Origin of the sequence: Pseudoalteromonas sp. TB25, assembly GCF_000497995.1 — a bacterium.
In the GTDB taxonomy this organism is placed as follows: Bacteria; Pseudomonadota; Gammaproteobacteria; order Enterobacterales; family Alteromonadaceae; genus Pseudoalteromonas; species Pseudoalteromonas distincta.
On record NZ_AUTI01000414.1, the window covers coordinates 1 to 15,230 of the forward strand.

Sequence of the window (15,230 nt, forward strand, 5' to 3'; positions counted from 1 at the left end):
CGCTTACCGGCTACCTACGCTAACTACTTAATTATTAATAATGCTGTGCTTGTGCCAACGTATAATGATGCCAATGATAAACGTGCTCTTGCACAAGTTCAAAAAGCATACCCACAACACACTATTATTGGCGTAAATTGCCAACCAATTATTGAACAATTTGGCAGCCTGCACTGTATTACAATGCAATTACCTCGTGGATTTTTAGCTGGAGCAGCACAATGACAAGCCCTGCAAAATTAACCGTTGCGTTAGTGCAACAAAGCAATACCGATAACGCAAAGGACAATATGGCAAAATCAATAAGTGCCATTCGTGAAGCCGCTCAAAAAGGTGCAAAACTGGTTGTACTCCAAGAGCTACACCGAAGCCTCTATTTTTGCCAAACCGAAAATGTTGACGTATTTGATTTAGCCGAAACCATTCCAGGCCCTAGCAGTAATGCCTTAGGTGAGCTTGCTAAAGAGCTAAGCATTGTTATTGTCGCGTCTTTATTTGAAAAACGCGCTACGGGCCTTTATCACAATACTGCGGTTGTATTAGAGCAAGACGGCAGTATTGCAGGTAAATACCGCAAAATGCATATTCCTGATGATCCAGGTTTTTACGAAAAATTTTACTTTACCCCAGGTGATATCGGTTTTGAGCCTATTCAAACCTCGGTGGGTAAATTAGGCGTGCTAGTATGTTGGGATCAATGGTTTCCTGAAGCTGCACGTTTAATGGCAATGGCTGGCGCTGAGGTATTAATTTACCCAACTGCTATCGGTTGGGATCCTAATGACGACATTGCTGAGCAAACTCGTCAAAAAGATGCGTGGGTTATTAGCCAGCGTGCCCATGCTGTTGCCAATGGCGTGCCGGTAATTAGCTGTAACCGCGTTGGCCATGAAAGTGACCCTAGTGCGCAAAGCGATGGTATTTCGTTTTGGGGCAATTCGTTTATTGCAGGCCCACAAGGTGAACTATTAGCAGAGGCTAATAATACTGATGAGCAAATTTTAGTAGTAGAAATTGATCAAAAACGCTCAGAAAACGTAAGACGTATTTGGCCTTTCTTACGTGATAGACGAATTGATCACTATAAAGACCTAACAAAAATATACCGAGACTAAGTAACCTTAACTCAAGATGGCTCTTACTTGCTAAGAGCCAACTATAAATGGAGTAATAAATGGCGTTTGAGCAATGGGCAGCCTTGCCTTGGGTAAAATCTCATAAAGATAAAATTCAATGGGGCCAGCTAAGCGGAAGTGGTTTAAGTATTGCTATTGCTGAAGGCGTTAAACAACAAGATAACTTAGTCTTAATTGTTACGCCTGATACACCAAGTGCACTGCGCCTTGAAACAGAATTAGAATATTTATTACCCGATAACCCAGTCATGGTATTTCCTGATTGGGAAACTCTGCCATACGATCATTTTTCTCCCCATCAAGATATTATTTCAGCCCGTTTGGCCACTTTAAACACCTTAAAAAAAGAACAACAAAGTGTGTTAATTGTGCCTGTATCTACTTTAATGTTGCGCACAGCCCCGGCCTCATTTATTTACGGTTCAACAATAAACTTTAAAGTAGGCGACAAACTAGACACACATAATTTTCGTGACAACTTAGAGCAAGCTGGTTATTTAAATGTTCAACAAGTAATGGAGCATGGCGAATACGCTATACGCGGCTCTATCGTTGACTTATACCCAATGGGTAGCCCACACCCATTTAGACTCGACTTTTTTGATGACGAACTCGATACCATTCGCTTATTTGATGTAGAAACACAGCGCTCTGATGAAAAAGTAGATAAAATTGAGCTACTTCCAGCGCATGAATTTCCTACTAACGACGCTGATATTGAACGCTTTAGAATAAGCTACCGTGAAAAATTTGGCGCAAGCTCGCAGCAAGATTCAGTATACATGCAAGTAAGCAAAGGTAACTGGCCTGCAGGTATTGAATACTACATGCCGTTGTTTTTTGAAAAGCTCGCGACTATTTTTGACTACCTGCCAGATACAACAACCGTTATGCAGCTGGGTGATTTAGAGCATGCGGCAGATAACTTTTGGCACGATGTAAATGTACGCTATGAAAACCGCAGAGTTGACCCACTTCGTCCATTACTTGAACCCAATGCGCTTTATCAGCCTATTGAAGAGCTGTTTTCTAATTTAGGCAATTTTGCACGTATTAGATTATCCCTTGCAAAGCTTGGCACTAAAGCAGGTAATAAAAACTTAAGCGTTAGCGAGCTGCCGGCCATTCGTATTGATCATAAACAGCATGAACCTTATGGCGCGTTTATAAATTATGTAGCAGAGCAAAAAAAGAAAAAAGGCCGCATATTACTCAGTGTTGAATCGGACGGTCGTCGCGAATCATTGCTGAGCATTTTAAAGCCAAGCGGTTTAAAATTTAAAGAATTTGAAACACTCGAACAATTTATAAAAAGTGCAAGTGACGTAGGCTTAATAGTAAGTCCGCTCGAGCAAAGTGTCGTACTTGGCACTAAACCAAGCCTTTCTATTATTACCGAGCAAGAACTGCTTGGCATAAAAGTATCTCAGCGCAGACGCCGCAAGCACAAGTACGAAGCCAGCCAAGATGCGCTAATTCGTAATTTAGCAGAGCTTAAAGAAGGTCAACCTGTTGTGCATCTTGATCACGGTGTTGGCCGTTATCAGGGGTTGCAAACAATTGATGCTGCAGGTGTAGTTACTGAGTTTGTAACAATTACTTACGCAAGTGAAGCTAAATTGTACGTGCCGGTATCTGCATTGCATATGCTGAGTCGATACTCTGGTGGTGAAGAAGCCAGCGCCCCGCTGCATAAGCTTGGCTCAGATGCATGGGAAAAAGCAAAAAAACGTGCTGCTGAAAAAGTTCGCGATGTCGCCGCAGAATTACTCGACATTTATGCTCAGCGCCAAGCAAAACCTGGTAATAAATTTACTCTAGATGCCCCCGCATATCGTCAATTTAGCGATAGCTTTCCTTTTGAAGAAACAGACGATCAGCGCAACGCCATAGAAGCCGTATTAGGTGATATGCAATCAAAACAAGCGATGGATCGTTTAGTGTGTGGTGACGTAGGCTTTGGTAAAACAGAAGTGGCCATGCGCGCTGCTTTTGTAGCAGTTAACGATGATAAGCAGGTAGCCATTTTAGTGCCCACCACCTTGCTCGCTCAACAACACTATGAAAACTTTAAAGACCGTTTTGCTGATTTTCCTATTGAAGTAGGTGTGCTTTCGCGCTTTAACTCCACTAAAGAGCAAAGAGACACACTTGAAAAAATGGCCAATGGTAAGCTCGATATAGTTATTGGCACGCATAAACTTATTCAACAAGACATTAAATTTAACGATTTAGGCTTGTTAATTGTTGATGAAGAGCATCGCTTTGGTGTTCGCCAAAAAGAGAAAATTAAAGCACTGCGCGCCGATGTAGACATACTCACACTGACTGCAACGCCAATACCTCGTACACTCAACATGGCCATGAGCGGCATGCGCGATTTATCGATAATCGCAACGCCACCGGCTAAACGTTTAGCGGTAAAAACCTTTGTACGCCAACGCGATGTAGAACTAATACGCGAAGCGGTACTGCGAGAAATTAAACGCGGTGGCCAAGTTTACTTTTTACATAACAACGTAGAAACTATCGAGCGTGTTGCACAAGAAATTAGTGAATGGGTACCTGAAGCCAGTGTGACTACAGCCCATGGCCAAATGCGCGAGCAAGAGCTTGAGCAAATAATGACTGACTTTTACCATCAAAAATACAACGTGCTGGTATGTACCACGATTATCGAAACCGGTATTGATGTGCCTACGGCTAATACCATTATCATGGACAGAGCAGATAAACTCGGCCTTGCCCAGTTACACCAATTACGTGGACGAGTTGGTCGAAGCCACCATCAAGCGTATGCCTACCTACTAACAGGTGACCCTAAAGCCCTTTCTAAAGATGCGAGTAAACGCTTACAAGCAATTGAATCATTAGAGGACTTAGGTGCAGGTTTTGCCCTCGCTACACATGACTTAGAAATTCGTGGTGCGGGTGAGCTACTTGGCGATGATCAATCAGGCCAAATGCAAACCATCGGCTTTAGTTTGTATATGGAAATGCTCGAACAAGCCGTAAATGCGCTGCGCGAAGGTAAAGAGCCAACGCTTGAAAACCTACTTCAAAAACAAACCGAAGTAGATTTAAAGCTGGCTGCATTATTACCTGATGACTACATACACGATGTTAATGCACGCTTGGGTATGTATAAGCGCATTGCAAGTTGTGCTAACCTTGATGATATGGATGAACTTCAGGTAGAACTAATAGACCGCTTTGGTTTACTACCTGATGCTGCTAAAAACCTATTTAGCCTACAATTATTAAAAATGAAAGCTAGTAGTTTAGGTATAACTAAAATTGAGGCAAACCCAAAAGGTGGTTACTTTGAGTTTAGCCAAGATACCAAGGTTAACCCTAGCTTCATCATTGGCTTGATACAAAGTGCACCTAAGGTGTACAAAATGGATGGCGCAAATAAACTGCGCTTTGCAATTAGTGAGGCAAATGCCCGCGAACGCTTAAAAATGGTCACTGCAATGATTGCAGATTTCGAAAAAAAGGTTAGCCATTAATGTTGCTAAAAAAATCGCTTATTGTTTTATGCTGCTTATTTAGCAGCACTGCATTTGCAGAACGCTGGTTTGAGGTTGAGGTGCTTGTATTTAAACAGCGCCCTGCCCCGTATTTACAAGAAGACTTTAGCCTTAAGCACAAAGCTATTGAAGATAAAAATACGCTAGACTTACTGACCCCTCTTTACACTGAACAAGCAATTCAGGCCTGCATAGATGGCGATGAGCGTTTTCAAAAACGCACTTTTACTGATTCATTAGTTAATTCAAACCCGCAATCGGGTGTATGTGACAACAGTATTGACTACCTACAAAGCTACGAGGAGCTACCTGTAACGCCTTTAGCACCCGCTAAAGATGATATGCAGCAAATTTATTTATTAGCGCCGCAACAGCTGCAATTTAAAGCGCAATATAGGCAACTAGACCGCAAAGGCTTAACACCTATTCTACACACTGGCTGGCGCTTTGAAGGCGCAAGCAAGTCACGCGCCCCAAGCATGCATTTAATAGCGGGTAAGCATCTTAAAAATGAACCCAATGTAACACCTAGCTATTCAAACCCTGATTTTGTAAGTTTATTAAATTCACAACCGGCGCTATTTAACGACCCAGATCAATCAAAAGCAGAATGGGAACTAGACGGTTTATTTAAAATACATTTACGACATTATTTATACATAACAGCTAATTTTGATATTAGCCAAAAGCTAGAAAACGGCGATATAGAGTCAGCCCGTTTTTCTCAGTTTAGACGTGTAATTAGTGGTGAAGTACATTACTTTGACCATCCACGAATGGGCATGATTGTCCAGATCAGAAAATTCAAACATTAATATTAAGTAGGATATAACAATGAAAAAACTCCTTATCATCGCAGCTACATTAAGCCTTGCGGCTTGTTCTAAGGTAAGTCTTGAAAATTATGAAAAAATTAAAGTAGGCATGGATAAGACTGAAGTTGAAACTATTTTAGGCAGTGCTGATAACTGTGTTGAAAAAACACTACATACTAACTGTGTATGGGGCGATGAAGCAAAAAATATCGAGATCACGCTAGTATCAGACAAAGTAACTTTATATAGCAAACATGGCTTAGCTAATAAATAAACTGACCAAATATTAGGGGCTGATTGTATCAGCCCCTTTTAAAATTAATTAAACTCATTTTTTGGAGTAGATAAGCTCAATATTAACGATTTTACTGCGATTTAACGTTATTTTATAGCGTTGATAAAGTGTTTTATCTTCCTCAGTTAGCACAAGTACCATGTTTAATTGATAACGCCTTTCTACAGCCTGCTTAGAAATTTTATTACTGTCTAAATGATATAGCTTCCCTTCACCACGTTTTAAATAACGTGCAAATGGTGCAAGATTAAATTGTAGCGTGTGCTGTAGTGTATCGTAGCCGGGCAAAAATTCTTTCGCACTAACACGTGTCTCACTTGCAAAGTGTAACCACTGCGCAGCTTGTTTATTTTGTTGACGACGTTTTGAAAAAATAGATTTCACTTCTTTAGGTATTTTTTTAAAGCGCATGTATTCAAGCCAAATTAACTGACTCGCTACTTTGTCTTTGGTAATACTATTTTTAAAACTAAATCGCCACTTAGGTCGCCCTTGTACAATGGCTCGCCAAATCATACGTGTAATATCCTCTTTAAATATTTCACGTAGCCCGTAAATAACACCTAAAATTAAAATAAGCGTCGCGGTGACTTCCGTAAACGTTGAGCGAGCATTGAGTATTACAACCATCACAAATGCCATGATAACGGCTGTAACAGTGCCTTTAACTAATCGCTTAAGGTAGCTGTTAAGAAACCGCGTTTGACGCTGTAATATTACGCCGTGCTCAATTAAGCGTTGTAACAAGCGCATTTTATTTGTTATTCGATTTGCGTCTTGCATGGTTGTTTCAGAGTTGTAGCTTTTCTCTGCTCGATACGTATTTTCGCTTTTACAAAACTGCAGTAAATCGTTACGCTCTTTTGCATAATCGCTACTACGTGGGCCTTCATCTAAAAGCTTTAAAAAAGATTGCTCAACATGCCAACTTAAATAGTTATCAGCATTGGTAAAAAACGGCAGTAGTTTTTCGTCATCTGGTGTGTAGCGACGCAGCTTTTTTAAAAGCCCTTCGCTTTGCTCATATACCTCGTTAGCCCGTTTATAAAAATCTTCTGCCTCATCAATTTTTAACGCGTCTTTTATATCGGCATCAAGGGCTAAACGTACTTGGTAACAAAATAAATTAAGATTTTGCCGGTAATCTTGTTGCTCACCTTTGTTTTTACTAACAAAACGACTTCGCACTAAAGGCAAGTGTATATTGTTAGCGTTATACGCTAAGTGCGATTTAAAGTGGTTATTAAAGTAAGATTCTTCGGTAAGTGTTTGCGGATTAATCCCCATTTCATTAGGGATAGAAAAATACAGATCTATGCGCTGTTCAGAACGAGGTGTTAGTTCTGGTTCAATGACAAAAGATAAGTTTTCATCTTGTTTTAACAATCAGTTCTCCTTCTAAAATATCGTTTTAGTGTACTTGTCTCCTTTATTTTGTTCAATAAAAAAGGCTCAGTAAATACTGAGCCTTAATAAGATTAATGTGCTAGTTAAAATTTAACGTTTACACCAGCAAATACACGACGGCCAAGTACATCATATGTGTACGGGTCAGTATTAGAATCGTTGTTACCTGAGTAGTATGGTGGTTGCTTATCGAATAAGTTATTTACACCTGCAGTTAACGAAACCATGTCACTGATAAAGTAAGAACCGCTCACATCATGGTAAACAACAGATGGTGTTGTTGGTGCATAACATGTAGATTCTTTACCTAAACAGCTGTAGCTATCCATTCCTGCAATGTAACGTGCTTTGTAGTTAGCAGACCAAGCATCACCTTTAACATCTAGCTCAAAGTTTGCTTTTACGTCAGCATAACCACCTATACCAGAAGTAATTAAACCAGCGTAATCAATGCTTGATTCAATAACATCAACAGTGTACTCGTCAAGGTAAGTAACATCTAATGACGTATTCCAAGCAAGGCCAGCTAAATCAAATTTGTAATTTAAGTTTAAGTCATAACCTTTTGTTTGCTCATAACCTACGTTTTGTAGTTGGTTATTAAACGCGATACGACCTGTGCTTTGGTTAAAATCGATATTTGCTGAACTACAAAGTGCTGTTGATTGATTCGCTAAAGAGCCATCTGTTGCAAGACATGAATCAACAATGTATTGGTTGTTTACTGTAGCAATAGCGTTTTCGATTTCAATGTCGTAGTAATCTAACGTCATTGAGAAACCTTCAAACCATTCTGGTTCGTAAACTACACCAACGGTAACTGTATCAGCTAATTCAGGTGTTAATTGGTCATTACCACCAACGGTTACTTCAGCCTGATCTTGTGCACCGGTGAAGCTAACTTGCTCATAAGATGGAGAGTCACCTGAGTATAGCTCAGCAACTGTAGGAGCACGGAAAGCTGTAGAACGAACACCACGAAGCATTAATTCGTCGTTTACACGCCAAGTTAAACCAAGTTTCCACGTTTCATCAGAACCAAATGTGCTGTAATCAAAAGCACGGATCGCAGCGCTTAATTCTACATTTTGTGCAAGATAAGCATCTGCAACTAAAGGAATAGCCAGCTCAAGGTATGCTTCGTTTACATCAAAACGACCGCTTGTTGCATCAACGCGTGGATCATTTGCAAGACCTTGTGAAGTGATCGAATCTGGTGTGTACCACGCTTTTTCTTCACGGCGTTCAAGACCTGCAGCAAAACCTACAAAGCCCGCAGGTACTTCCATTAACTCACCAGAAAGCGCAGCTGTAATCATAAATAATTGACTGCCGCCTGAGTTTTGCTCAGTGTAAACATAATCACTAAAGCTACTGCTTGACCATGAAGCTTGTGAAAGTGGGTTAAAGTTACCAGCTTCAATTTCGCTTTGAATTGAACCCATATTGTGAAGGTTGCTTAAGCGATCTACTGAGTCATTACGACCAAAAATTACTGATGTATCCCACTCTAAACCGTTATCTAAATAACCTGAAGCACCGATAACAGAACGAACTGTATCAACTACTTGAGATGAATCACGTGTACCAGTGTCAACCATACGACGGCCGTAAGAAACTTCATCACCGTAATTAATATTTTGGTCGATTAAAGAATCACCCATCCACTCAGCGTAGTCAAAGTCGAACCATACTGGTTGAGGTGCTAGTTGCTGCTCTGACCAACGTTTTGAGTATGTAAACTCAGAGTATAAACGCGTGTCATCAGTTAAATCAAAACTACCAATACCTGTAAGGTTTAAACGACGCATTGGCGTGTATAAGTAGCTAGATTGCGAATAGTTGTAAGCATCACTAGTACCAAAGTCATGCCAACCATTATCAGCTTGACCTTGTAAAGATTCATCACCTGACCAAACATGACCATTAGGAGTATAAGAAGAACCAGAACAGTACGGAGCACTGCCATCGCCATCTTCAGTTAATGGACAATCAGAAAAGCTACGATCAGCCTGAGAAGCATCGCCACGGTCTGTGTACTGCAAACCGATTACAACGTTACCACGACCGAAGTTACCACCCATTGTAATATCAAAAGACGTTTCATCTGCATCACCTTCAGTAGTGATTGCTGATTTAACATTAAGGTCTAAGCCTTCAAAGTTATCTTTTAAGATAATATTTACAACACCCGCAACAGCATCAGTACCATAAACAGCAGATGCGCCATCTTTAAGCACTTCAATATGCTTGATCATAGATACTGGGATAGTATTTAAATCAACTGTAGAAGCTGCGCCTGTACCTGAGTTGATCATACGGCGGCCGTTTACAAGTACTAAAGTACGTTGTGAACCTAAACCACGTAAATCAATTGATGCATTACCACCAGAACCATTATTGATACCTGGGTTTGTCATTGCGCCGCCTGTAGCGGTCATTTTTTGTAGTACAGAATCTACTGATACTGCGCCTGAAGCAGCAATATCGTCAGCACCGATAATAGTAACTGGGCTAGCGGTTTCCATATCTGCGCGCTTAATGCGAGAACCCGTTACTTGAATTTTTTCGATCGCTTGTGCTGAGTCTTCAGCAGCAAGAACTTGCACACTTGAGAACATTGGAAATGCTGCGATTACAGCTAAACCAAGAGTTGATTTTTTCATGAAAGAACCCTACTTGTTGGAAATTTACCTTTATTGGTAATGCTCACTTTTTATTAGAATAGTGAGTCAGGTGGGCAACTTAGGCGCTTTTAACTGAACGAAAACTTAATGGCAGCTCAATTTATATCAAGAAATAAAATGGAATAACCATAGTAGGTACATAGGTTACATTATGTTTCAGTGTTAATTAATAAATACACTTTAAAAACAATACCTTGAAAATACAAGGAAACATTAGAAACACACCTGAAACCAAAGTGATTCACTTTGTAATCAAATGTAATTAACTGAGCTACGTACCAAAAACAGACAAATTAACAACTTAATCACAGCACATTATTAAAACCGCAAAACTAAATGTTAATTAATAACCATATTTATGCATACTTGATGCTTAAATAGTCTTATTTAGCCTCTTTGGAAGGTTTTTTGATTAGATTTTTTTATTCAGTCGTAATTAAAGTTGAACTTTTTGAGAGCACTTATTCACTATTGAAGTTTTGTCAGTATTAAAACCTAAAAAGGCAATTTTATTGATCTTGTCACTCAAATAATCGTATGTATAAGAAAACGAACTCACATCAAAAATGTAAGCTGTATACAAGAGTTTGTAGTCGCAACTTTAATACGTAACGTAAAAAGAGTAATTGAGTGTTTGTATTACAGAGGTGGCATTATCTTTAACGGTTAGTTCTAAATTCCAAAGCATATTTTGCTCTGAACAAATACCAACCATAGTATTACTTTGCCAAAGATCATTATTTTTTTTAAATTTTTGGGGAATGTAACCCATGTACATAGTGATGCCTTTAAGCTTGGCATCTTCAATTGTAACGTTTGCAGGTAAGTCACTAAAGATAGTAAATGGGGTTTCGGGGGAAAGGGTTTTCTCGCTTAACCATACTTTAACATCATTTGAAAAAGTACAAGGCAAATTGGCTTCGCACTGGGCATTTTTAAGAAATTTTTCATCTGTATTTTTAGAAAAATCACACGCTGTTAATAAAAAAAACACCACAGTGAATAAACTTAACCTATATATAAGCATAACAATTTCGCACTAAAGAAAAGCAAATACTAATAATCGTGACTGTAAATAACAAGTGCGAGTGTTACTATTAGGCCAAATTAGGCACAAACTGTATCAAAAAATAAACAACAAGCTCACAAAGTTTGATTGATGTCATAATTTTATGTAATTGACCTATCTTTTTTAGGCCAAAAAATTTATCATTTCACCCGCAAAAAAATAAGGGTTTCTCAAGTTTTTTTTCTGAAGTTTTCATGTATTGGAAGTTTTAGGTAACACGCTTGAGAAAAATAGTAGGCCCCACTTTTAATAGTGGGTAATTCATTTCTAAACGCATTTATTGCAGCGGAAGCCAGAAAATGAGCCAAACAGTAGCATCACAAACTGAGTATAACTATAAGGTTGTACGCCAATTCGCTATTATGACAGTGATTTGGGGCATCGTTGGCATGAGTATTGGGGTTCTGATTGCTGCCCAATTAGCTTGGCCAGCACTTAACTTTGATACACCATGGTTAACTTACTCTCGACTACGTCCGTTACACACGAACGCAGTAATTTTCGCATTTGGTACTAGTGCACTGTTTGCGACGTCTTATTACGTCGTACAACGTACTTGCCAAACGCGTCTTTTCTCAGACAAACTCGCCGCCTTTTCATTTTGGGGCTGGCAGCTAGTTATTGTATTAGCAGTAATTACATTACCACTTGGTATTACTAGCTCAAAAGAATACGCAGAACTTGAATGGCCAATCGATATTTTAATCGCTGTGGTTTGGATTGTTTACGCTATTGTATTCTTTGGTACTTTAATCAAGCGTAAAGTGTCGCACATTTATGTTGCTAACTGGTTCTATGCTGGCTTTATTATTACTGTTGCAGTACTACACATTGTAAACAGCATGGCAGTGCCTGTGTCGTTAACTAAATCATACTCAATCTACGCAGGTGCGGTAGATGCTATGGTTCAGTGGTGGTACGGTCATAACGCTGTAGGTTTCCTATTAACTGCTGGTTTCTTGGGTATGATGTATTACTTTGTACCAAAACAAGCAGGTCGCCCAGTTTACTCATACCGTTTATCGGTAGTTCACTTTTGGGCATTAATTTCATTATATATTTGGGCAGGTCCTCACCACCTTCACTACACTGCGCTTCCTGATTGGACGCAAAGTTTAGGTATGGTTATGTCTATTATCCTATTCGTACCGTCTTGGGGTGGTATGATTAACGGTATTATGACCCTATCAGGCGCATGGCATAAACTGCGTACTGATCCAGTACTACGCTTCTTAGTTGTTTCATTGTCTTTCTACGGTATGTCTACGTTCGAAGGCCCTATGATGGCAATTAAATCTGTAAATGCGTTATCTCACTACACAGATTGGACAATCGGCCACGTACACTCAGGTGCACTAGGTTGGGTTGCTATGATTTCAATTGGTGCTATTTACCACTTAATTCCTGCGTTATTTGCGCAAGGTCGTATGTATAGCGTTAAATTAGTTAATACCCACTTCTGGTTACACACTGTAGGTGTTGTTTTATACATTGTTGCAATGTGGATCTCTGGTGTAATGCAAGGTCTTATGTGGCGTGCGGTAAATGCCGACGGTACATTAATGTACAGCTTTGTGCAGTCTTTAGAAGCGTCGCATCCTTTCTACATTATGCGTTTTGTAGGCGGTGTATTCATCGTAACAGGCATGTTAGTTATGGCTTATAACGTTTTCCGTACAATTTCAGCAGAGAAAGAATCTCTGAAGTTAGACGCGCAAGCACAATTAGCATAACGGAGTGAGATGATGAGCAATAAAAATTCACAAAACAAACATGAAATAGTAGAAAAGAACGTTGGCCTTATGGCTATTCTGACTGTTTTTGCTATCAGCTTTGGTGCATTAGTTGAAATTACTCCGCTAATGTTCCAAGACGACACAACTAAACCAGTAGAAGGCCTACGCCCTCTTAATGCTTTAGAAATGGAAGGCCGTGACATATATGTACGTGAAGGTTGTTATAACTGTCACTCACAAATGATCCGCCCTTTTCGTGATGAAGTTGAGCGTTACGGTCACTACTCTGTAGCAGGCGAATCAGTATGGGATCACCCTTTCCAATGGGGTTCTAAACGTACTGGCCCTGACCTTGCTCGCGTTGGTAAACGTTACTCGGACGATTGGCATTATGCTCACTTAGTTGACCCACGTGCTGTGGTTCCTGAGTCGAATATGCCGGGTTTTCCTTGGTTAGCAGAGGATAAGGTAGACACAAGCCTGACTCTGAAAAAACTACAAATTTTCCGTGATACTTTTGCTATTAACCCAGAAAACCCTAAACACCCGGGCCTAGGTTATGGCAGCGACGAAGAACTTAAAGCTGATGTTGAAAAAGTTAACGCTATGAATAACGGCGAAGGCGCAACAGAAATCCAAGCTCTAATCGCGTATTTACAGCAACTTGGTACCCACTTGAAGTAAATTATTATGGATTACGGAACATACAGAGGCATTTTGACTCTGGTAATTTTAGTATTGTTTATTGTGATTGTTGTATGGGCATACAGCAAGCGTAGCAAAAATCGTTTTGACAGCGCTGCTAATGCCATTTTTGAAGATGAAAAAAAACATAACAACACACTCTCTAACGAGGAAAAGGAGTCTGAAAAATGACTAGCTTTTGGAGTATTTGGGTTATTGTTTTAACCCTTGCATGCTTATGCATCATCTTTGGCCTATTAGTTTGGAACTTAAAAAACTATGCTGGCGTAAAAGAAGGTGAAAGCTGTGGACATGAATTTGACGGCATTGAAGAGCTAAATAATCCACTACCAAAATGGTGGACTTACATGTTTTTCGCAACTTTTATTTGGTCAGTATATTACCTTGCAGCTTACCCAGGTTTAGGCAACTGGGAAGGTTTGGGTAAATGGACGAGTTCTAACCAAGGTATTACGTCTTTAGCTGAATCTAAAAAAGCAGTTGCAGAGGCCAAAGCAGAAGGTCGCTTTGTTAAACTTGATAAAGAGTATGAAGCTGCAGAAGAGCGCTTCGGTCCTATTTTTAATAAATTGGCACAGGTACCGGTTTTAGATTTAGTTAATTCTAAGTTTGAAGGTGACGCAGCGCAGCAAGTAGCACTTGATAATGGCGACAAACACGAGCAAACAGATGGTCAATTAGCCATCGAAATTGGTCAGCGTTTGTTCTCACAAAACTGTGCGCAATGTCATGGCTCTGATGCGCGTGGTGGTACCGGCTTTCCTAACCTAACTGATAAAGATTGGTTATATGGCGGAACACCAGACAAAATTAGAGAAACACTCCTTAATGGTCGTATAGCTGCAATGCCAGCTTGGGGCGATGCTCTTGGTGAGCAAGGCGTTAAAGAAATGACAGCACATGTGCTAAGCCTTTCTGGCCGTACTGTTAACCAAAAAGATGCAGCAGCAGGTGCAGCTAAGTTTGCAATGTGTGCCGCATGTCACGGTGCTGACGGTAAAGGGTCGGTTGCACATAACCTACCATTTGGCGCGCCTAACCTGACAGATAACATTTGGTTATATGGTGGTTCTCAACGTGCAGTTGAAGAAACACTTAACCATGGTCGTGCTGGTGTAATGCCTGCATGGAAAGACATTTTAGGTGAAGAAAAAATTCACTTATTAACAGCCTATGTTTACAGTTTATCGCAAGATAAATAAGCATGCGGTTAATAAAATGTTTATAAATTAATTTATTTAATTCAATAGATTAATCCAGATCAAAAAAGCCTCCACTGTGAGGCTTTTTTTTAGTCTTTTACGTATAAATCCTATAAAATAAACCTCCCTAAACTAATTTAGAGCAACTATGCAACCTACTCCGTGGTATAAGAATTTTTGGCCTTGGTTTTTAATCTTTTTTCCGTTAGTTGCCATTATTGGCTGTATTAGCTTATTTATTACGGCAATAGGTAACGGCCCAGATATGGTTGTTGACGACTACTACAAAAAAGGCAAAGCAATAAACTTAGAACTGACTAAGTTTGAAAAAGCAAAAGCACTTTACTTACATGGCGAATTAAATGTAACCAACGAGCGTGTAAGCTTTAAGTTTACAAAAGGTGACAGTAGCAACGTGCATGTTTTAAAACTTTCGTTTTACCACCGTACTATTAAAGCGCATGACTTTGAGGCAACACTTACGCCTAATGCCAATCAAGAGTTTACAGCACTACTTGATATGTACACACCAGGTGCCTACTCAGTATTTATTGAGCCTATAGATAGCAGTTGGAAAATGAAAGAAAATATAACGTTACCAACTGAACAAACTGTTTTAGTTACTCCTAATTATAAGTAGTATAA

13 protein-coding genes are annotated in these 15,230 nt (G+C 39.7%); 10 read left to right on the top strand and 3 right to left on the bottom strand.

What is annotated here, in order from left to right; translation table 11 throughout:
• From L652_RS0118895 to L652_RS0118915, 5 genes are all read left to right on the top strand, one after another.
• On the top strand, nucleotides 1-225 hold a 225-nt coding region (locus L652_RS0118895), incomplete at its 5' end, for an agmatine deiminase family protein (protein WP_029770345.1).
• Nucleotides 222-1,115 carry a carbon-nitrogen hydrolase gene (locus L652_RS0118900; protein ID WP_024597239.1) on the top strand — a complete coding sequence of 298 codons (894 nt, stop codon included), beginning with the start codon at nucleotides 222-224 and terminating at the stop codon, nucleotides 1,113-1,115. The genes L652_RS0118895 and L652_RS0118900, both read left to right, overlap by 4 nt.
• A gap of 59 nt (nucleotides 1,116-1,174) precedes the next feature.
• Nucleotides 1,175-4,648: a transcription-repair coupling factor gene (gene mfd / locus L652_RS0118905; protein ID WP_024597240.1), complete on the top strand. Its 3,474-nt coding sequence runs from the start codon at nucleotides 1,175-1,177 to the stop codon at nucleotides 4,646-4,648.
• Nucleotides 4,648-5,484, top strand: a complete 837-nt coding sequence (locus L652_RS0118910; RefSeq protein WP_024603600.1) for a peptidoglycan binding protein CsiV — start codon at nucleotides 4,648-4,650, stop codon at nucleotides 5,482-5,484. Before mfd ends, L652_RS0118910 begins: the two co-directional genes overlap by 1 nt.
• A 19-nt stretch (nucleotides 5,485-5,503) precedes the next feature.
• A complete protein-coding gene (locus L652_RS0118915; RefSeq protein WP_024597375.1) occupies nucleotides 5,504-5,758 on the top strand; it encodes a lipoprotein in 255 nt (84 codons plus the stop codon).
• 54 nt (nucleotides 5,759-5,812) lie between these two features.
• On the opposite strand, the gene L652_RS0118920 is transcribed toward L652_RS0118915, so the two are convergent.
• The 3 genes from L652_RS0118920 to L652_RS0118930 form a co-directional block, all read right to left on the bottom strand.
• Complete coding sequence (locus L652_RS0118920) at nucleotides 5,813-7,165, bottom strand: hypothetical protein (RefSeq protein WP_024597376.1); 1,353 nt, start codon at nucleotides 7,163-7,165, stop codon at nucleotides 5,813-5,815.
• Between the two features lie 104 nt (nucleotides 7,166-7,269).
• Nucleotides 7,270-9,852: a TonB-dependent receptor gene (locus L652_RS0118925; RefSeq protein ID WP_024597377.1), complete on the bottom strand. Its 2,583-nt coding sequence runs from the start codon at nucleotides 9,850-9,852 to the stop codon at nucleotides 7,270-7,272.
• A 622-nt stretch (nucleotides 9,853-10,474) separates the two neighbouring features.
• Nucleotides 10,475-10,900, bottom strand: a complete 426-nt coding sequence (locus L652_RS0118930; protein WP_024597378.1) for a hypothetical protein — start codon at nucleotides 10,898-10,900, stop codon at nucleotides 10,475-10,477.
• 341 nt (nucleotides 10,901-11,241) lie between these two features.
• Here L652_RS0118930 and ccoN point away from each other — a divergent pair, with 341 nt between their 5' ends.
• From ccoN to L652_RS0118955, 5 genes are all read left to right on the top strand, one after another.
• Nucleotides 11,242-12,675 carry a cytochrome-c oxidase, cbb3-type subunit I gene (ccoN, locus tag L652_RS0118935; RefSeq protein WP_002961515.1) on the top strand — a complete coding sequence of 478 codons (1,434 nt, stop codon included), beginning with the start codon at nucleotides 11,242-11,244 and terminating at the stop codon, nucleotides 12,673-12,675.
• Between the two features lie 12 nt (nucleotides 12,676-12,687).
• On the top strand, nucleotides 12,688-13,362 hold the full coding sequence (ccoO, locus tag L652_RS0118940; RefSeq protein ID WP_024597379.1) for a cytochrome-c oxidase, cbb3-type subunit II: 675 nt from the start codon (nucleotides 12,688-12,690) through the stop codon (nucleotides 13,360-13,362).
• Nucleotides 13,363-13,368: 6 nt separating this feature from the next.
• Nucleotides 13,369-13,554: a CcoQ/FixQ family Cbb3-type cytochrome c oxidase assembly chaperone gene (locus L652_RS0118945; RefSeq protein ID WP_024597380.1), complete on the top strand. Its 186-nt coding sequence runs from the start codon at nucleotides 13,369-13,371 to the stop codon at nucleotides 13,552-13,554.
• Nucleotides 13,551-14,585, top strand: coding sequence for a cytochrome-c oxidase, cbb3-type subunit III (ccoP, locus tag L652_RS0118950; protein ID WP_024597381.1), 1,035 nt, complete (start codon nucleotides 13,551-13,553; stop codon nucleotides 14,583-14,585). Before L652_RS0118945 ends, ccoP begins: the two co-directional genes overlap by 4 nt.
• A gap of 148 nt (nucleotides 14,586-14,733) precedes the next feature.
• On the top strand, nucleotides 14,734-15,225 hold the full coding sequence (locus L652_RS0118955; RefSeq protein WP_024597382.1) for a FixH family protein: 492 nt from the start codon (nucleotides 14,734-14,736) through the stop codon (nucleotides 15,223-15,225).
• The last annotated feature ends 5 nt before the right edge of the window (nucleotides 15,226-15,230 follow it).

Coding starts and splice junctions, on each gene's coding strand:
- L652_RS0118900 (WP_024597239.1), top strand. CDS start 222: ATGACAAGCCCTGCAAAATTAACCGTTGCGTTAGTGCAACAAAGCAAT.
- mfd (WP_024597240.1), top strand. CDS start 1,175: ATGGCGTTTGAGCAATGGGCAGCCTTGCCTTGGGTAAAATCTCATAAA.
- L652_RS0118910 (WP_024603600.1), top strand. CDS start 4,648: ATGTTGCTAAAAAAATCGCTTATTGTTTTATGCTGCTTATTTAGCAGC.
- L652_RS0118915 (WP_024597375.1), top strand. CDS start 5,504: ATGAAAAAACTCCTTATCATCGCAGCTACATTAAGCCTTGCGGCTTGT.
- L652_RS0118925 (WP_024597377.1), bottom strand. CDS start 9,852: ATGAAAAAATCAACTCTTGGTTTAGCTGTAATCGCAGCATTTCCAATG.
- L652_RS0118930 (WP_024597378.1), bottom strand. CDS start 10,900: ATGCTTATATATAGGTTAAGTTTATTCACTGTGGTGTTTTTTTTATTA.
- ccoN (WP_002961515.1), top strand. CDS start 11,242: ATGAGCCAAACAGTAGCATCACAAACTGAGTATAACTATAAGGTTGTA.
- ccoO (WP_024597379.1), top strand. CDS start 12,688: ATGAGCAATAAAAATTCACAAAACAAACATGAAATAGTAGAAAAGAAC.
- L652_RS0118945 (WP_024597380.1), top strand. CDS start 13,369: ATGGATTACGGAACATACAGAGGCATTTTGACTCTGGTAATTTTAGTA.
- ccoP (WP_024597381.1), top strand. CDS start 13,551: ATGACTAGCTTTTGGAGTATTTGGGTTATTGTTTTAACCCTTGCATGC.
- L652_RS0118955 (WP_024597382.1), top strand. CDS start 14,734: ATGCAACCTACTCCGTGGTATAAGAATTTTTGGCCTTGGTTTTTAATC.